Below are 14235 nucleotides of genomic sequence, written 5' to 3' on the forward strand. Positions count from 1 at the left end.
TTACGCTGAGTTTCTACTGGCATTGATATTGCCATATAAAGATCTTGTTACGATTTTCTCATACAACGCTTTGTATTTAGACTCTTGTGTTATATGGTATAAGGCGTTCTGCTGTATGACCAATAGGGGCAATACGATTTTCTCCCTTATTTTGATCGACTCTCGGGAGACTTCTTCATTTTCCATTAAAATCTTATGACCTGATATCTCAAGCAACATCTTTTCAGAAAGCAGGCATTCATCATGAAGGATATTCCAAAACCCACCGAACTCTTGGTCTTCTTTTAAATAGCCGGTCAAATTAAAATTGGTTTTGGCTAGCGACATCATGCTATTGTGCATCAAAGCCCTAAAGAAAGGTACTTCTTTATACAAACTTTCCACTTCACTTATACGTCCTTCAATTTTAAATTTTTGAATGGCACTACCGAGACCAAAATAACCTGGTACATTCTGCTTTAGCTGACTCCACGAACCGACGAAAGAAATGGCCCGTAAATCAGATAAGGTCAATTGGGCCTTATTCCCCCTTTTTCCAGGGCGACTACCAATATTGGCTTGGGCATAGTATTTTAAGGTACTACGATGCTCTAAATAAGGGATAAACTTATCATGCTGTTTTAAAGAATCGTACTTCGCAAAACTCAACTCTGACAATTCTTCTATAAGATCTCGTTGTATTTTTGAAATCGTATGTTCTTCTCCAAAAAGGTTATTGCTCAAACCGGCGGTCAACAATTGTTCGGCATTATGGATAAACTGCTCTTTAGTACCATAGGTACTTGTAATCGTTTGCCCCTGTATGGTCAATTGAATTTCGTGATTGGCAACATCTTTGGTCTGCGCTGCGTAAAAACGATGTGTTTTTCCCCCGCCCCGTGCCGGTGGGCCTCCCCTACCGTCAAAGAACATCACTTTTATACCGTTTTTTTCACAAACCCCGCTAAGGGTTTCCTTGGTTTTTAGAATAGACCAATTGGCTTTCAGATAGCCTCCGTCCTTCGTACCATCTGAAAAGCCCAGCATAATGGTATGGGCATCGGCCCTACGCCTTAGATGTGCACGATATTTAGGTGTATCAAACAGGGTCTGCATTACTTCTTCTGAAGCATCCATACCCTTCATGGTCTCGAATAATGGAATAATATCAAACGTAATTTCCTCTTCTTTCCATCCACACCAACGAAATAATCCAAAGACGAATAAAACGGAATAAATATCTTCTGAATTACTTATGATATATCGATTACAGCCCTGTTCCCCATTCTTGGCTTGAATATCCTTTAATTGTTTGATATTCTTTATCGTATCTCTTACAATATCAATATCGAATTCATCGTCTTGCAAATTGAAATCCTTATTCAAAAGGTTGTCCAACAATTCGTCATCGCTAAGTTCTGAAAGGTCGCCCTTGATGATTCCTTTTTGCCTCAATATCGTCTCAACTACTAAATGATGCTTACTATGGTCTTGGCGTATATCCAGAGCCGCAAAGTGCGTCTTAAAAATATGCACCTTGTCAATTAGCTGGTTCAAATCGTCAAGGTATAGGGAGTGGTATTCAGAGACCAAAATGGCCTTCGCCTCTTCCAATTTTTCAATAATCTCATCATAGCCTATTACAAAGTTTTCTTGAAACATGGCCTTATAGAGCTTGATGTTCAGCTCATTGATGGGAGACTGTAGCCCTTTAAACGTCAACTTTTTTCGCAAAACCTTAAGTTCATTATAATAGCACTTCATCAAGGTCAATCGCAATTCATCGGCTACTTGATTCGTGATGTTTGCCGTAACAAATGGGTTTCCATCTCGATCGCCTCCTGGCCAAAAACCAAGTTTGATGATATTATAGTTATCGAAATTGGCATCACGGATATTCTTTTTGACATATTGAAATAATTCCCCAATAGCATTGTAATAGGTGTTACGGAGTATGTGGATGATATTCTTTGCTTCATCCAATGGGGTCGGTTTCTTCGCGTTGATCAAAGAGGTCAGTCCCAATTGTTGCATGGTCAAATCAATATCATCAATACGGTTTTCATCTATTAATGCCCTTAGTTCAGCGATGATATCCAATACCGCTGGTGTATAAAACTGGGTAGGGTGGGCAGTAAGTACGATTCGGGCACTAAAGGTAGAAAGCTTTTTCGCGATCTTATCCCAATTTTTGCTTCGGTTTACCAATTCAAAATAATCATTGATCGATAATGAATTGGTATACTCCTGTAGTTTAGGAAAAGCAGCATCTTCGACACTATCGTAAAGTACTACCTGACGTTCGACATACTGGATTATTCGAAACATGAAATCTAGCCGTTCACTTTCAGCATTCATTTCAGTGAAATTGGCAAAAAAGGTATCCAAGATTTCTTGGGGCTTTTTACCTTGTTGTAAGCCCTTTTCACAATGGTCGAAAAGCAATGGCACCAACATACCGACATTTTCCATATCGGCATAGGGCAAGCTCAAAAACAAGCTGTTGTAAATATTGAACTTATTGGTAACCGACTTTTTGAATTCCGTTAAACGTTTTGACTGCTGCATCTGAAAAATTTACCTGTTGAATAGTGCATTAAAATTCGAGTGAATACAAAGATGGTCATAAAAAAGAAATCAAATATGAAATTTAGGTCAAATCACATATTTCTAAAACCTATTACGAAAACATAACAAGTGTAACCTTTATTCCATAAAATGTTGACGGTATTGCAACACCCTAAAATCAAAGGTATTGAAAGCCGCATTCTTACTTTTCAGTTCTTTATAGCGTGGTAAGCTACCTACTGCCCTGTTCGCGGCTCCTGAAGGTGCCGTAAGGGAGACCGTTTTGATATACCGGCCGGTTTCTGGGTGTTTGAATTGATGGATTCTAGGCACTTCATCTGAAAGCACACCGAAATGTATGTCTTTTGTCCTCAATTGTTTCCTAAAAAAATACTCTGGGCCATTTTTACTGTTTCCCCCGGTGAAAAGCAAGGTGTCTACAGTGTCATATTGGGCTAGGTAAGCTAGAATATCGCGAAGTTCAACGTGTTGCATGCCCAGGTCAGAAGCGTCTATTTTGTCACGTTGGGCACGTTCAACGATATCACAAATACCGATACCTTGATCCTTCAAAAAGGCCTTTCGTTCTTGAATGGCTTTCTCGGTGGTGGTGTAAGTCAAGTCTAAACCAAATATTTCATCCAAAATTTTCCAGAGCTGTCCATCACGGCTACCATAACAAAAATCCACATCGCCATCCTTGAACGCACCGGTCGTAAATCTAGGTGGTGGCAAGGTACCCACAATGAGCTTTTTGACCCCCTCAAACAAAAAGGGGGGATAGGGATGTTGGTGTAAAAACATTATACCTGCACTGCTAATTCTTCTTTAGCCTTTTTTATAATATGAAGATGCGTACTTAAACTCTGTTTTGACATACTTTCAAATTCCTTAATAAGTTCTTGATAGACCAACATTGCGGCCTCTTTCTTTTCGTTATGATTTAAAAATCTGGCTAGCTCAAGTCTTTCCATAAAATAATTGTAAGGCGCATCGAAGGCCCTTAACTCATTTTCGGCATCATCTGCCCTTTCTCGTTTCTCCAAAACCATTCCGTACAAAAGAGAGGCCCTTGATTTTTTTAAAGCGTAAGCTATTTTTATCTTATTTGCATACCTGATCGACTCCTCAAATTTGAGGAAAAATAATCGGCTTCCTGCAATTTTGAAATTACATAAAATCATCTTTGAAATTATCCCTTAGTGCGATGTCATAGTGTTCAATAGCTTTTTCATAGATTTTTTCATCTAAATACGCATCTGCCAATTTAACCCTATTTTCAAAGGATTCTGAAAATCGCAACTGTTTTTCCAAATCTTTGACCTTTTGCGAAGGGCTGATGACGGATAGGAGTTCTTCTTGCACTTTTTCAACATCCCTTTTTTGAATCACATCAACAAAAAGATACAGCAGTGAACCAATAAAAGGCAAAAAAATAATTGCCAATATCCAGTAATGGTTGTTTCTGTTTGAATAGCAATGATATACACAATAGGCCTGTAGGGCAATGCTCAAATAATAGAACATGCCCCCAAAATAGCATAATCCAGTTTAATCATGATGAAATCTTTAAGCAATTCAAAGCACTTTCGTATCTTGAGGCTAAAGAAAAATTACAGATTATGGGTAGAGGGGATATCAAAACAAAACGGGGCAAGATCGCCAATAAGTCATACGGTGCCAGAAGAAAGCGTAAAATAAAAAAGCGCATCGCCGTAGAGGATAAAATTGCAATTGAAAAAGTAAAAAAGGCCTAGTCTATCTTAAAGTCCAATTCTATCGCACCTTCTTCGTTTATACTGATCTCATAGGTATACAACCCTATAGGCAAAGGGTCTAAATCTTGTTGCTCTGGGGTAAAATCAAAATTTGCCGAATCGGTCTCAACCCGAAAAGGCATGGCCTGAAAGGCTTCTTCATATTCAAGATATTCTGAGAAACCGTCAACATCAACGTTTTCGTAGAACAAACTATCCGCAATTACTTCGACCAGGTTAAGATTAAGGTTACTATTGTTTTTGATCCTGATATTTGCAGTTGTCAAATCGTCGTCCCTATCCGTACATGCCCATACGGCTGCAAAAATAAAGGCCAAAGACAGCATTGTTTTTTTCATAGTTCACGCACTTGAAAAGAGTTCTTTATAAAAGAACGTGATTAAGCGCAGTTTATTCTATCTAATAAATACGGGTTGATGTTCTTTCAGGGTATGTTCTTGGCTGAAAACATAATCATCGTAATCAAAGCCCTTGATATCATCTAAATTCTGGGCATCGGTGTCAAGAATATAGCGCACCATCGAACCTCGTGCTTTCTTTGCAAAGAAACTTATGATTTTGAGCTTATCGTTTTTCCAGTCTTTGAATATTGGTGTAATTACTGGGACTTTCAATGCTTTTTCATCAATGACCCCAAAATATTCATTGCTTGCCAAATTTAGAAAGGGTTCCCCTTCTTCAAGTTCATTGTTCAAAAAAGTGGTGACCTCTTTTTTCCAAAACTCATAAAGGTTTTTCTTGCGGCCCACCTTCAGTTGTGTACCCATCTCTAAACGATAGGGTTGCATTAAGTCAAAGGGCTTTAGCACACCGTACAATCCCGATAAGATCCGTAAAGTATCTTCGAGATGCCCTAGGCGTTCTTCAGGTAGGGTATACGCATCCAACCCTTGATATACGTCACCGTTGAAGGCATAAACCGCCTGACGTGCATTTTCTGGATGAAAAGGAGTTGAAAATTGTTGGTTACGTTCCCAGTTTAACTGTGCTAGGTTGTCGGAAATGGACATCAATTCAGACAGCGCCTTGGGTTTTTTTTTCGCCAAGACCTTATTTAATTTTTCAGCAGCTTCCAAAAAATACGGTTGGGTAAATCTATCCGTAGGTAGTTTGCTTTCAAAGTCAAGTGATTTAGCAGGGGAAATAACAATTTTCATTGCTTACAAGTTTTATCCAAAAATAAGACCAATTTTGATAAGACCGTAGCAGTTTCAAATGAAGTTCATCAATCTGGGCATTGGTAAAACTTATACTAGTTGGAATGTCTGGCATAACTTCGCCATTTTTCAATACCCGCGGCCATGTCGTTCGGCAACTCAGAATCAAATCGCATCGATTGCCCTGTCAGAGGATGCTTAAAGCCTAATGTTTTGGCATGTAACGCCTGTCTTGGCAGTATCTTAAAGGCATTGTCCACAAATTGTTTATACTTAGTAAAGGTAGTTCCCTTCAATATTTTATCACCTCCGTAACGTTCATCATTGAACAAGGTATGTCCGATATGTTTCATATGAACCCGTATTTGGTGTGTACGGCCGGTCTCTAATTTACAGGATACCAAGGTAACATAACCCAAGCGCTCTATAACCTTATAATGTGTTATTGCCTCCTTACCTACCCCCTCTTCTTCAAAAACGGCCATTTGCAGCCTATTTTTAGGATGTCTGGCCAAATTGCCCGCTATGGTACCTTGATCAAGTTCCATATTTCCCCAGACCAAAGCTACATATTCGCGTTCACTGGTCTTTTCAAAAAACTGTTTGGCCAAGTAGGTCATGGCTGCCTCGGTTTTGGCGACAACCAGTAATCCTGAGGTATCCTTATCGATACGGTGTACCAAACCTGGTCGCATAGAGCTGTTATTCGGCAAATTATCAAAATGGTAGACCAATGCATTTATCAATGTGCCTGAGTAATTACCATGACCGGGGTGCACGACCATTCCGGCAGGTTTGTTCACCACCAATAATACCTCATCTTCATAAACGATATTTAAGGGTATGTCTTCAGGGGTCAATAAAAACTCATAAGGGGGGTGTTCGAAAAGAACCTTAACCTCATCACCGGCCTTGACCTTGTAGTTCTGTTTTACAATTTGATCATTGACCCAGATATTGCCATCTTTTGCTGCTTTTTGAATTTTATTGCGTGTGGCATTCTCAATAAAATTCATTAAAAACTTGTCTACCCTAAGTGGTTCTTGTCCTTTTGAGGCCACAAATCTGTAATGTTCAAAAAGGTCGTCTTGTGAAAAGTCTGAGTTCTCGGGGTTATCCATTAGTTAGAATCCGCTTTAATGCGCGCACTATTGGGTATTTTTCCATTGCCACAAATAAGTTCCACCTTTGAGGTCTTTGGAAGTTTGTCCCCTGGTTTTACGTATTTGCCCTTAAATTTCATTTGGTATACCATGTCTTTACCGATCTCATCGATATAAGTCACTCTTTGCACGTCTAAACCGACCGCCCTCAGCATGGAAGAAGCATTACGCTGGGTGACTTGAATGATATCGGGTACCGTAATTTTCTTGTATCCAGAAGGATTTACCGTAAAATAAATCTTTCTATTGTCTTTGACCTTTGTACCGGCAACGGGATTTTGATCCAGAATCGAGAACCTCGGATAATCTGGATTATAATTCGTAGAATCCAAGACCTCATATCGCAATCCCGTTTCTTCGGCGATCTTACGCATTTCTTGAACCGATAGTTTCGAAAAATCAGGTACCTCAACGAACTCACCATGATTCGTAGTGCTCTTTAGCCATTGCAATGTAATTATACACAACACAATAACGACAACCAAGGCTAGGCCCAACTGCACTAAAAAGGTTTTACTTTTTAAAAAATCAAAAAAATCTCTCATCACTAGTAGTTATCTCGACAAATATAGAAAAACGGCCCTTTTTTAGTTACTTTGCCATCAACTGATTTGAAGTCAATGAAAAAAAATGTTGCCATTATCATGGGTGGTTACTCAAGCGAGTATGCTATTTCATTAAAAAGTGGGGCCGTAGTCAAAAAGCATTTGAAAGATAGTAGGTATCATTGTTACGGTATCGTAATAAGCGAAAAAGAATGGGTACATTCAAATGACGACGGCGAACGCTACCCTGTCGATAAACATGATTTTAGCATTACCGTTAAAGGTCAAAAAATAGTCTTTGATTGCGTTTTTAACGCGATTCATGGTACGCCAGGGGAAGACGGGCTTTTGCAGGCCTATTTTGGGTTATTGAATATTCCGCAAACCTCATGTGATCACTATCAGGCAGCACTTACGTTCAATAAAAGGGATTTTCTCAGTGCCATCAAACCATATGGAATCAAATCCGCTACTTCCTACTTTCTAAATTATGGTGATAAAATTGATAATGATGAAATTATCGATACCGTAGGTCTACCTTGTTTTGTAAAGGCCAATAGGGCGGGTAGTAGTTTCGGAATCTCAAAGGTCTACCAACAGCAAGACTTGAAAGATGCGATTGACAAGGCATTCGCAGAGGATGATGAGATTATTATAGAATCTTTTTTGGACGGAACGGAAGTCTCCGTTGGTGTTATTAGGTATAAAGGTAACATTACGGTATTGCCGATGACCGAGATTGTAAGTGAGAATGATTTTTTCGATTATGAGGCAAAATATCAAGGTAAGTCACAAGAAATCACTCCAGCTCGTATTACAAGCGCCCAAGAACAAAAGGTAGCCACAATCGCCAAGAATATTTACAAAAAACTTAAAATGAAGGGATTTACCCGCAGCGAGTTCATACTCGTTGAAGATGAACCCTATATTCTTGAAATGAATACCACCCCCGGCTTAACCGAAGAAAGCATTTTGCCGCAACAGGCAAAATCTTATGGGCTCGATATGCGACAACTATTTGAAAGTGCGATTGAAGAAGCCCTCAACAAATAATTATGCTTATTTTTAAACAAAGCCAAACGATTTGATGAGACGTGCTATTTTTCCAGGTTCTTTTGATCCCCTTACCCTCGGACATTACGATATTATCGAAAGAGGAATCACTCTATTCGATGAGCTGGTTATCGCCATCGGCATAAACGCCGAAAAAAAGTATATGTTCCCTTTAGAAGAACGAACAAAATTCATCGAACGGGCCTTTGCCAACGAACCAAAGATAAAAGTGGTTACCTATAAGGGGTTGACAGTTGATTTTTGTAAAGAGATAAATGCAGACTTTATCTTAAGGGGGCTTCGAAACCCGGGGGATTTTGAATTCGAGAAGGCCATCGCACATACCAATCGAAAGCTTTCAGAAATCGAAACGGTGTTTTTGCTCACATCCTCAGGCAAATCATACATAAGTTCGTCAATCGTACGCGATGTTATCAGAAACGGGGGGGATTATACCGGCTTGGTACCTGAAACCGTTAAGGTAAGTAGGTAATCAGGTACTATTTTCACCCTAAAACGGGGTATGGACCAATCGTAAATAGCCATCCAAAACCCCAGATCAAATAAAAACCACATTTTTTGGGGAATTCACAACATATACTTTTTTTTGTAGTTATATACTTACATTTTTGTTAGAAATTATTTATTTAAGAACCCCAAATCTTAAACTGATTTTGAAAACGAACATCCTCAACGCCAACGCCTACACCATTAAACAGTTGCCCAGTGCCATTGCATTTGTAGACAGAAACTTAAAATTGAACTGCGCCTCAGATGAGTGGGCCGCCTTTTTCAACCTTGATTATCATATGGCTATTGGTAAACAGTTATTTGATGTTATTGATGAATCAAACTACAGCTGGCGTGATCCTTTAGTAAGTACTTTGGAAGGAAATACGGAATGCTTTCTTCAAACAAAGTTAACTGGTAACGGCATAGAAAAATGGTTTGAGTTGAGCACCAAGCCTTGGTATAGTGAAGAAGAAAATATTATTGGTGCCATTATTCAAATGGAAGATGTGTCAAACCGCGTTCTTATGGACCTCAAATTTCAAAAACTTGAAAACCTTCTAAGAGATCAATCTGAAATATCAAAAGTAGGCACTTGGGAGTATGATCTAGACTCCGAACGAATAGAATGGTCGGCCATGACCAAAAAAATACATGAGGTTCCCCATGATTACCAGCCCAGTATTGATAAGGCAATCAACTTTTACAAACAGGGGCATGACCGCAATACCATATCGATGTTGGTGCACAATTGTATTGAAAAAGGGGAGACATGGAACACCAAACTAAAAATAGTGACCGCCAAAGCAAACGAGCGTTGGGTCTTAGCAGCAGGAAAACCGTTCTACAAAGACGGTAAGATCTCAAGGCTGATCGGTACTTTTCAAGATATAACCGAAGATGTCGAGGCTGAAAATAAAATAATTGAAAATGAGAAATTATTAAGGACACTCATAGACAACATTCCCCTGAACATTTTCATAAAGGACAAAGATTCTAAAAAGGTCTTGGTCAACAAGGCCGAATGTGATTACCTGGGAGTTTCCAATCCGCAAGAAATCATCGGGAAAACCGATTACGACCTCTATGATAAAGATGTGGCGGATATTTCAAGGCATGAAGACGTTCATGTCATGAAAACCCAGAAACCAATTCTAAAAAAACGAACCATCAATGTCAAAAAAGATGGTAGTTCAACATCTTTTCTAACTTCTAAGATACCTTTTGTAAACGCTGACGGACGAAGCAAGGGAGTCATAGGTATCAGTATGGACATTTCTGATGTCATTCAAAAAGAGGATCAACTCAGAAACCTGATCAATGTAACGGCAATACAAAATAAGAAGCTTATCAATTTCGCACATATCGTGTCACATAACCTAAGGTCACATACCGCGAATTTTTCGATGCTATTAGACTTTTTAGTAAACGAAAAAGAAGCATCAGAACGAAAACGAATTATGGATATGCTCTTGCATGCTTCTGACAATCTGATGGATACCTTAGAGAATTTAAATGAGGTAGTCGATATCAGTACCGACGTAAATCTTGAGAAAAAATCACTCAATCTCAATGAAAACATTACTAAAGTACAGCAGAACCTATCTGCATTCCTACATCAGAATAACGTTCAGATCAACAACAACATTGCTGATACGGTCAATGTAAAGGCCGTACCCGCATACATGGAAAGTATTATTTTGAACTTGGTCACCAATGCCGTAAAGTACAGACACCCCGACCGCAACCCAAGTATCGTACTGTCCGCTAAAAAGAAAGAAGATATTACCATCTTCTGTATTCAAGACAATGGCCTGGGTATTGATTTGGATAAGTACGGCCAAAAACTATTCGGTATGTACAAGACCTTTCATAATAATAAAGATGCCAGGGGCATAGGTCTTTATATCGTAAAAAACCAAATCGAGGCCATGGGTGGTAACATAACCGTTAAAAGCGAAGTAGAAAAAGGTTCTACATTTAGTGTGTATTTTAATGACAAAGATTAATTCCATATACGTTATAGACGATGATGCCATCACACTTTTTGGTGTAAAAAAGATTTTGGCCAAAACCGTTGATTGCGATTCCGTTTCTGAATTCCATAACGGACAAACCGCACTGAACGCCTTGATACATGCCATGGAAAATGGTTTTGAAGTACCTGATCTTATTTTTCTGGACATCAATATGCCCATTATGGATGGCTGGGAGTTTTTAGAGGAATTTTTGCGACTTCCGATAGATAAAAAAATCATTATCAATATATTGACCTCGTCTATTGACCCTTCTGATTTGAGAAGATGGCATTATTACAAAGACCGCACAGATCACTTGGTCATTTTCAAGAACAAACCTATTTTTTCGATTGATTTGTGTGATATTCTGCGGACCCATATGGCATCTTGAACGTTAATTACTTTATTTTTGGGACATTGTTTTGAAAGTAATTAATAGACATCGATACCGGTCATGCGATTTTTCCTTAGCTTTTTTGCCTTTATATTCTTGATATCCTGCGAAACGGCCATTGATACAAAACAGGATGATTTTCAAATTGCCTTTGAAAAATCTGATGGTACAAAGACGGCCACTTACGAGGAAGTCATTGATTTTTACTTGCGTTTGGCTAAAAATCACCCCGAAATCAACGTGCAAACGTTGGGCAGTACCGACAGCGGACATCCATTACATTTGGTGACGTTCAATCCTGAAAGCGATTTTAATTTTCAAAAGCTCACGAAAAGCAAGACCATTGTTCTTGTAAACAATGGCATCCATCCCGGTGAAAGTGATGGAATAGATGCAACGATGCTTTTGTTCCGCGATTTGGTGGAACAGAAAATAAGTGCGCAAAAAAACGTGGTACTTGTGACGATTCCCGTTTATAACATTGGGGGTATGTTGAACAGAAATTCAACAACAAGAACCAATCAAAATGGTCCAGAGGCGTATGGTTTTAGGGGGAATGCAAAGAACTATGACCTCAATCGGGATTTTATCAAGGCTGATACCAAAAATGCACGAACATTCGCTGAGATCTTTCATTTGGTCTCTCCAGATATCTTTATTGACAATCATGTAAGTAATGGTGCCGATTATCAATACACCTTAACACATCTTTTTACGCAACATAACAAACTTGGTGGGGATTTAGGGCATTACCTACATACTGAAATGATGCCCAAGCTGGAGCAAAATCTTTCAAAAGCAAATTGGGATATAACCCCCTATGTCAATGTGTTCAATCGGCCACCTGAGACAGGTTTTACCCAATTCCTTGACCACCCAAGGTACTCTACTGGGTACACCACACTATGGAACACCTTAGGAATGATGGTCGAAACCCACATGTTGAAACCATACGAAAAACGGGTACATGGCACCTATGAACTTATGAAACAACTACTGTTTATAGCCGAAAAAGACCATCATAAAATCAAACAACTTAGAACAAAGGCTGCCGAAGCAATTGCAAATAGGCGAACCTATAACCTGAACTGGGCGGTAGATACCACTAAAAACGCTACCCTTAGATTTAAAGGCTTTAAGGTTGATACCCTTGTGAGTGGGGTAACAGGCTTTCCGCGATTACAATATGATACTTCGCGACCTTTCGAAAAAGAAACCATTTATAACAATTACTTTTTACCCAAAGATACCGTTACCATACCCGAAGCGTACCTCTTAAAAAAGGCCTGGATAGAAATTGCAGAACGAATGGCTATGAACAACATTGCCTTTTACGAACTTGAAACGGACACCGTTTTAACCGTTGAAGCATACCGAATTGCAACATATTCAACAAGGTCAAACGCTTATGAAGGGCATTACCTGCATTATGATACCAGCGTTGATAACAATTTAAGGCAGGTTCATTTTGATAAAGGGGACTATATCATCCCTACCAATCAACCTGGTATGCGTTACATATTGGAAACGTTGGAACCACAGGCACCTGATTCGTTCTTCAATTGGAATTTCTTCGACACCATTTTACAGCAGAAAGAAGGTTTTTCCCCTTACGTTTTTGAGGATATCGCCTTGAAATTACTGGAAGAAAACGAACCGTTAAGAAATCGTTTTTTATTAAAAAAACAAGAAGAGCAAAAGTTTGCCGAAAATTGGTACGCCCAGTTGAATTGGATATATCAAAACTCTCCCCATTACGAAGCTGCACATTTGCAATATCCCGTTTATAGGATTTTAAAAGGAAGCGAAGCGGCTTCAATGGTTGAAAACTGAATCGTCTTCAAACAAGATTTTGATATTGAAATACGATTTTTTTAGGGCTTTCTTTATTTTCTTAGGGCCCTTCCACTTTACTTTGGTTATACCTTCATCCTCTTGTGCGACCAATGCACCATTGTATGAGGTATCCATGGTAAACCAAAACACCTTTTTCAATTTGTATTTGCCCCCTCTTTTAAAGATATGATAAGTGGTTCTCAAATATTTATCGATTACAAGGCCTTTCACCCCTGTCTCTTCCTCTACTTCGCGAATAGCTGCATCCTCAATGGATTCCCCTTTGTCCAACTTACCTTTTGGAAGGTCCCATTTCTTATTTCGAAAAATGAACAGTACTTTCCCCTTTTTATTTCTAACTAAGCCACCAGCAGCAACGACTATTGGTATTTTACTACTGAACTTTTCAAGAATTTGTTCACTAGGGTCGTAAATGTAAGCTTCTGAGAGAAGGTTTTTTGAAAGCGATGTTATGGCATAATCAATGGCATTATCATCCATTAAAAAGACATTGCCAACGCTGTTATCGGGTTTTTCATTTGTCAATATCAGCGGTGATTCATTAACAAAAACTTTATACATTTGCGCAATGATTTTAGACACGAACAGCGCCAATAAAACTGCGGAGCTATTGCTGCAAATTAATGCAATTAAGTTGAATCCTGAAAATCCCTTCACATGGGCGTCTGGATGGAAATCACCGATTTATTGTGACAACAGGATTATCCTTTCGTATCCTACGATTAGAAATTATGTTAGGGAGGCCATGGCCAAACAAGTTGAACGATTGTATGGCAAACCTGATATTATCGCCGGTGTTGCAACTGGGGCGATAGGTATAGGTATTTTAGTTGCCGAGGTATTGGGCCTACCTTTTGTTTATGTCAGGCCCGAGCCTAAATCGCATGGTAGAAAAAATCAAATTGAAGGCCATTTGGAGGCAGGCAAGACCGTGGTAGTCATAGAAGACTTGATAAGTACGGGAAAGAGCAGCCTTAACGCCGTTCAAGCGTTAAGTGAAGCAGGTGCCGATGTAAAAGGAATGATAGCCATTTTCACCTATGGTTTTACCGTGGCCTCACAAAATTTCGAAGCCAATGGTATTCCGTTGCACACCCTAAGTGATTATAGGCATCTTATAGCACAGGCCTCACAAACAAATTATATCAAAGAAACCCAACAACAAACCTTATTGCAGTGGAGGGAAGCCCCCCAGCAATGGAAACCTGAATAA

The 14235-nt window shown here is 39.1% G+C and carries 16 protein-coding genes; 7 read left to right on the plus strand and 9 right to left on the minus strand.

From position 1 onward, the window contains the following. From AACM45_RS05310 to AACM45_RS05325, 4 genes are all read right to left on the minus strand, one after another. Positions 1 to 2547, minus strand: coding sequence for a phosphoenolpyruvate carboxylase (locus AACM45_RS05310; protein ID WP_339141248.1), 2547 nt, complete (start codon positions 2545 to 2547; stop codon positions 1 to 3). Between the two features lie 138 nt (positions 2548 to 2685). Beyond that, positions 2686 to 3351, minus strand: a complete 666-nt coding sequence (locus tag AACM45_RS05315; protein WP_339141250.1) for a uracil-DNA glycosylase family protein — start codon at positions 3349 to 3351, stop codon at positions 2686 to 2688. Beyond that, positions 3351 to 3731: a hypothetical protein gene (locus AACM45_RS05320; RefSeq protein ID WP_339141251.1), complete on the minus strand. Its 381-nt coding sequence runs from the start codon at positions 3729 to 3731 to the stop codon at positions 3351 to 3353. Before AACM45_RS05320 ends, AACM45_RS05315 begins: the two co-directional genes overlap by 1 nt. After that, the gene (locus tag AACM45_RS05325; RefSeq protein ID WP_339141252.1) at positions 3718 to 4074 is read right to left on the minus strand and encodes a hypothetical protein; all 357 of its coding nucleotides are present in this window, start codon (positions 4072 to 4074) and stop codon (positions 3718 to 3720) included. The genes AACM45_RS05320 and AACM45_RS05325 overlap by 14 nt, the downstream gene beginning before the upstream one ends. A 95-nt stretch (positions 4075 to 4169) precedes the next feature. Between AACM45_RS05325 and AACM45_RS05330 the strand changes: the two genes are divergently transcribed. Continuing rightward, complete coding sequence (locus AACM45_RS05330) at positions 4170 to 4304, plus strand: 30S ribosomal protein THX (RefSeq protein ID WP_339141253.1); 135 nt, start codon at positions 4170 to 4172, stop codon at positions 4302 to 4304. Here AACM45_RS05330 and AACM45_RS05335 read toward each other — a convergent pair. The 4 genes from AACM45_RS05335 to AACM45_RS05350 all read right to left on the minus strand — a co-directional run bounded on the left by AACM45_RS05335 (position 4301) and on the right by AACM45_RS05350 (position 7190). Continuing rightward, complete coding sequence (locus AACM45_RS05335; protein ID WP_339141254.1) at positions 4301 to 4663, minus strand: hypothetical protein; 363 nt, start codon at positions 4661 to 4663, stop codon at positions 4301 to 4303. The two genes, AACM45_RS05330 and AACM45_RS05335, sit on opposite strands and share 4 nt — an antisense overlap. A gap of 57 nt (positions 4664 to 4720) precedes the next feature. Further along, complete coding sequence (gene yaaA, locus AACM45_RS05340) at positions 4721 to 5482, minus strand: peroxide stress protein YaaA (protein WP_339141255.1); 762 nt, start codon at positions 5480 to 5482, stop codon at positions 4721 to 4723. A gap of 95 nt (positions 5483 to 5577) precedes the next feature. After that, the gene (locus AACM45_RS05345; protein ID WP_339141257.1) at positions 5578 to 6603 is read right to left on the minus strand and encodes an RluA family pseudouridine synthase; all 1026 of its coding nucleotides are present in this window, start codon (positions 6601 to 6603) and stop codon (positions 5578 to 5580) included. Beyond that, positions 6603 to 7190, minus strand: coding sequence for a PASTA domain-containing protein (locus tag AACM45_RS05350; protein WP_339141259.1), 588 nt, complete (start codon positions 7188 to 7190; stop codon positions 6603 to 6605). Before AACM45_RS05350 ends, AACM45_RS05345 begins: the two co-directional genes overlap by 1 nt. 75 nt (positions 7191 to 7265) lie before the next feature. On the opposite strand from AACM45_RS05350, the gene AACM45_RS05355 reads away from it, so the two are divergent. From AACM45_RS05355 to AACM45_RS05375, 5 genes are all read left to right on the plus strand, one after another. Further along, entirely contained in the window at positions 7266 to 8243 is a 978-nt protein-coding gene (locus AACM45_RS05355) for a D-alanine--D-alanine ligase (RefSeq protein WP_339141260.1), read from the plus strand. Positions 8244 to 8277: 34 nt separating this feature from the next. Next, the gene (gene coaD, locus AACM45_RS05360; protein WP_339141262.1) at positions 8278 to 8736 is read left to right on the plus strand and encodes a pantetheine-phosphate adenylyltransferase; all 459 of its coding nucleotides are present in this window, start codon (positions 8278 to 8280) and stop codon (positions 8734 to 8736) included. A gap of 181 nt (positions 8737 to 8917) precedes the next feature. Then, complete coding sequence (locus tag AACM45_RS05365; RefSeq protein ID WP_339141263.1) at positions 8918 to 10762, plus strand: PAS domain-containing sensor histidine kinase; 1845 nt, start codon at positions 8918 to 8920, stop codon at positions 10760 to 10762. After that, a complete protein-coding gene (locus AACM45_RS05370; RefSeq protein WP_339141264.1) occupies positions 10749 to 11162 on the plus strand; it encodes a response regulator in 414 nt (137 codons plus the stop codon). Before AACM45_RS05365 ends, AACM45_RS05370 begins: the two co-directional genes overlap by 14 nt. A gap of 63 nt (positions 11163 to 11225) precedes the next feature. Beyond that, entirely contained in the window at positions 11226 to 12998 is a 1773-nt protein-coding gene (locus AACM45_RS05375; protein ID WP_339141265.1) for a M14 family metallopeptidase, read from the plus strand. On the opposite strand, the gene AACM45_RS05380 is transcribed toward AACM45_RS05375, so the two are convergent. Continuing rightward, positions 12981 to 13583 carry an NUDIX hydrolase gene (locus tag AACM45_RS05380; RefSeq protein ID WP_339141266.1) on the minus strand — a complete coding sequence of 201 codons (603 nt, stop codon included), beginning with the start codon at positions 13581 to 13583 and terminating at the stop codon, positions 12981 to 12983. The two genes, AACM45_RS05375 and AACM45_RS05380, sit on opposite strands and share 18 nt — an antisense overlap. Positions 13584 to 13590: 7 nt before the next feature. Between AACM45_RS05380 and pyrE the strand changes: the two genes are divergently transcribed. Beyond that, positions 13591 to 14235, plus strand: coding sequence for an orotate phosphoribosyltransferase (gene pyrE, locus AACM45_RS05385; RefSeq protein WP_339141267.1), 645 nt, complete (start codon positions 13591 to 13593; stop codon positions 14233 to 14235).

The sequence above is a fragment of the Croceitalea sp. MTPC5 genome, assembly GCF_036985505.1.
Classification (GTDB): domain Bacteria; phylum Bacteroidota; class Bacteroidia; order Flavobacteriales; family Flavobacteriaceae; genus Croceitalea.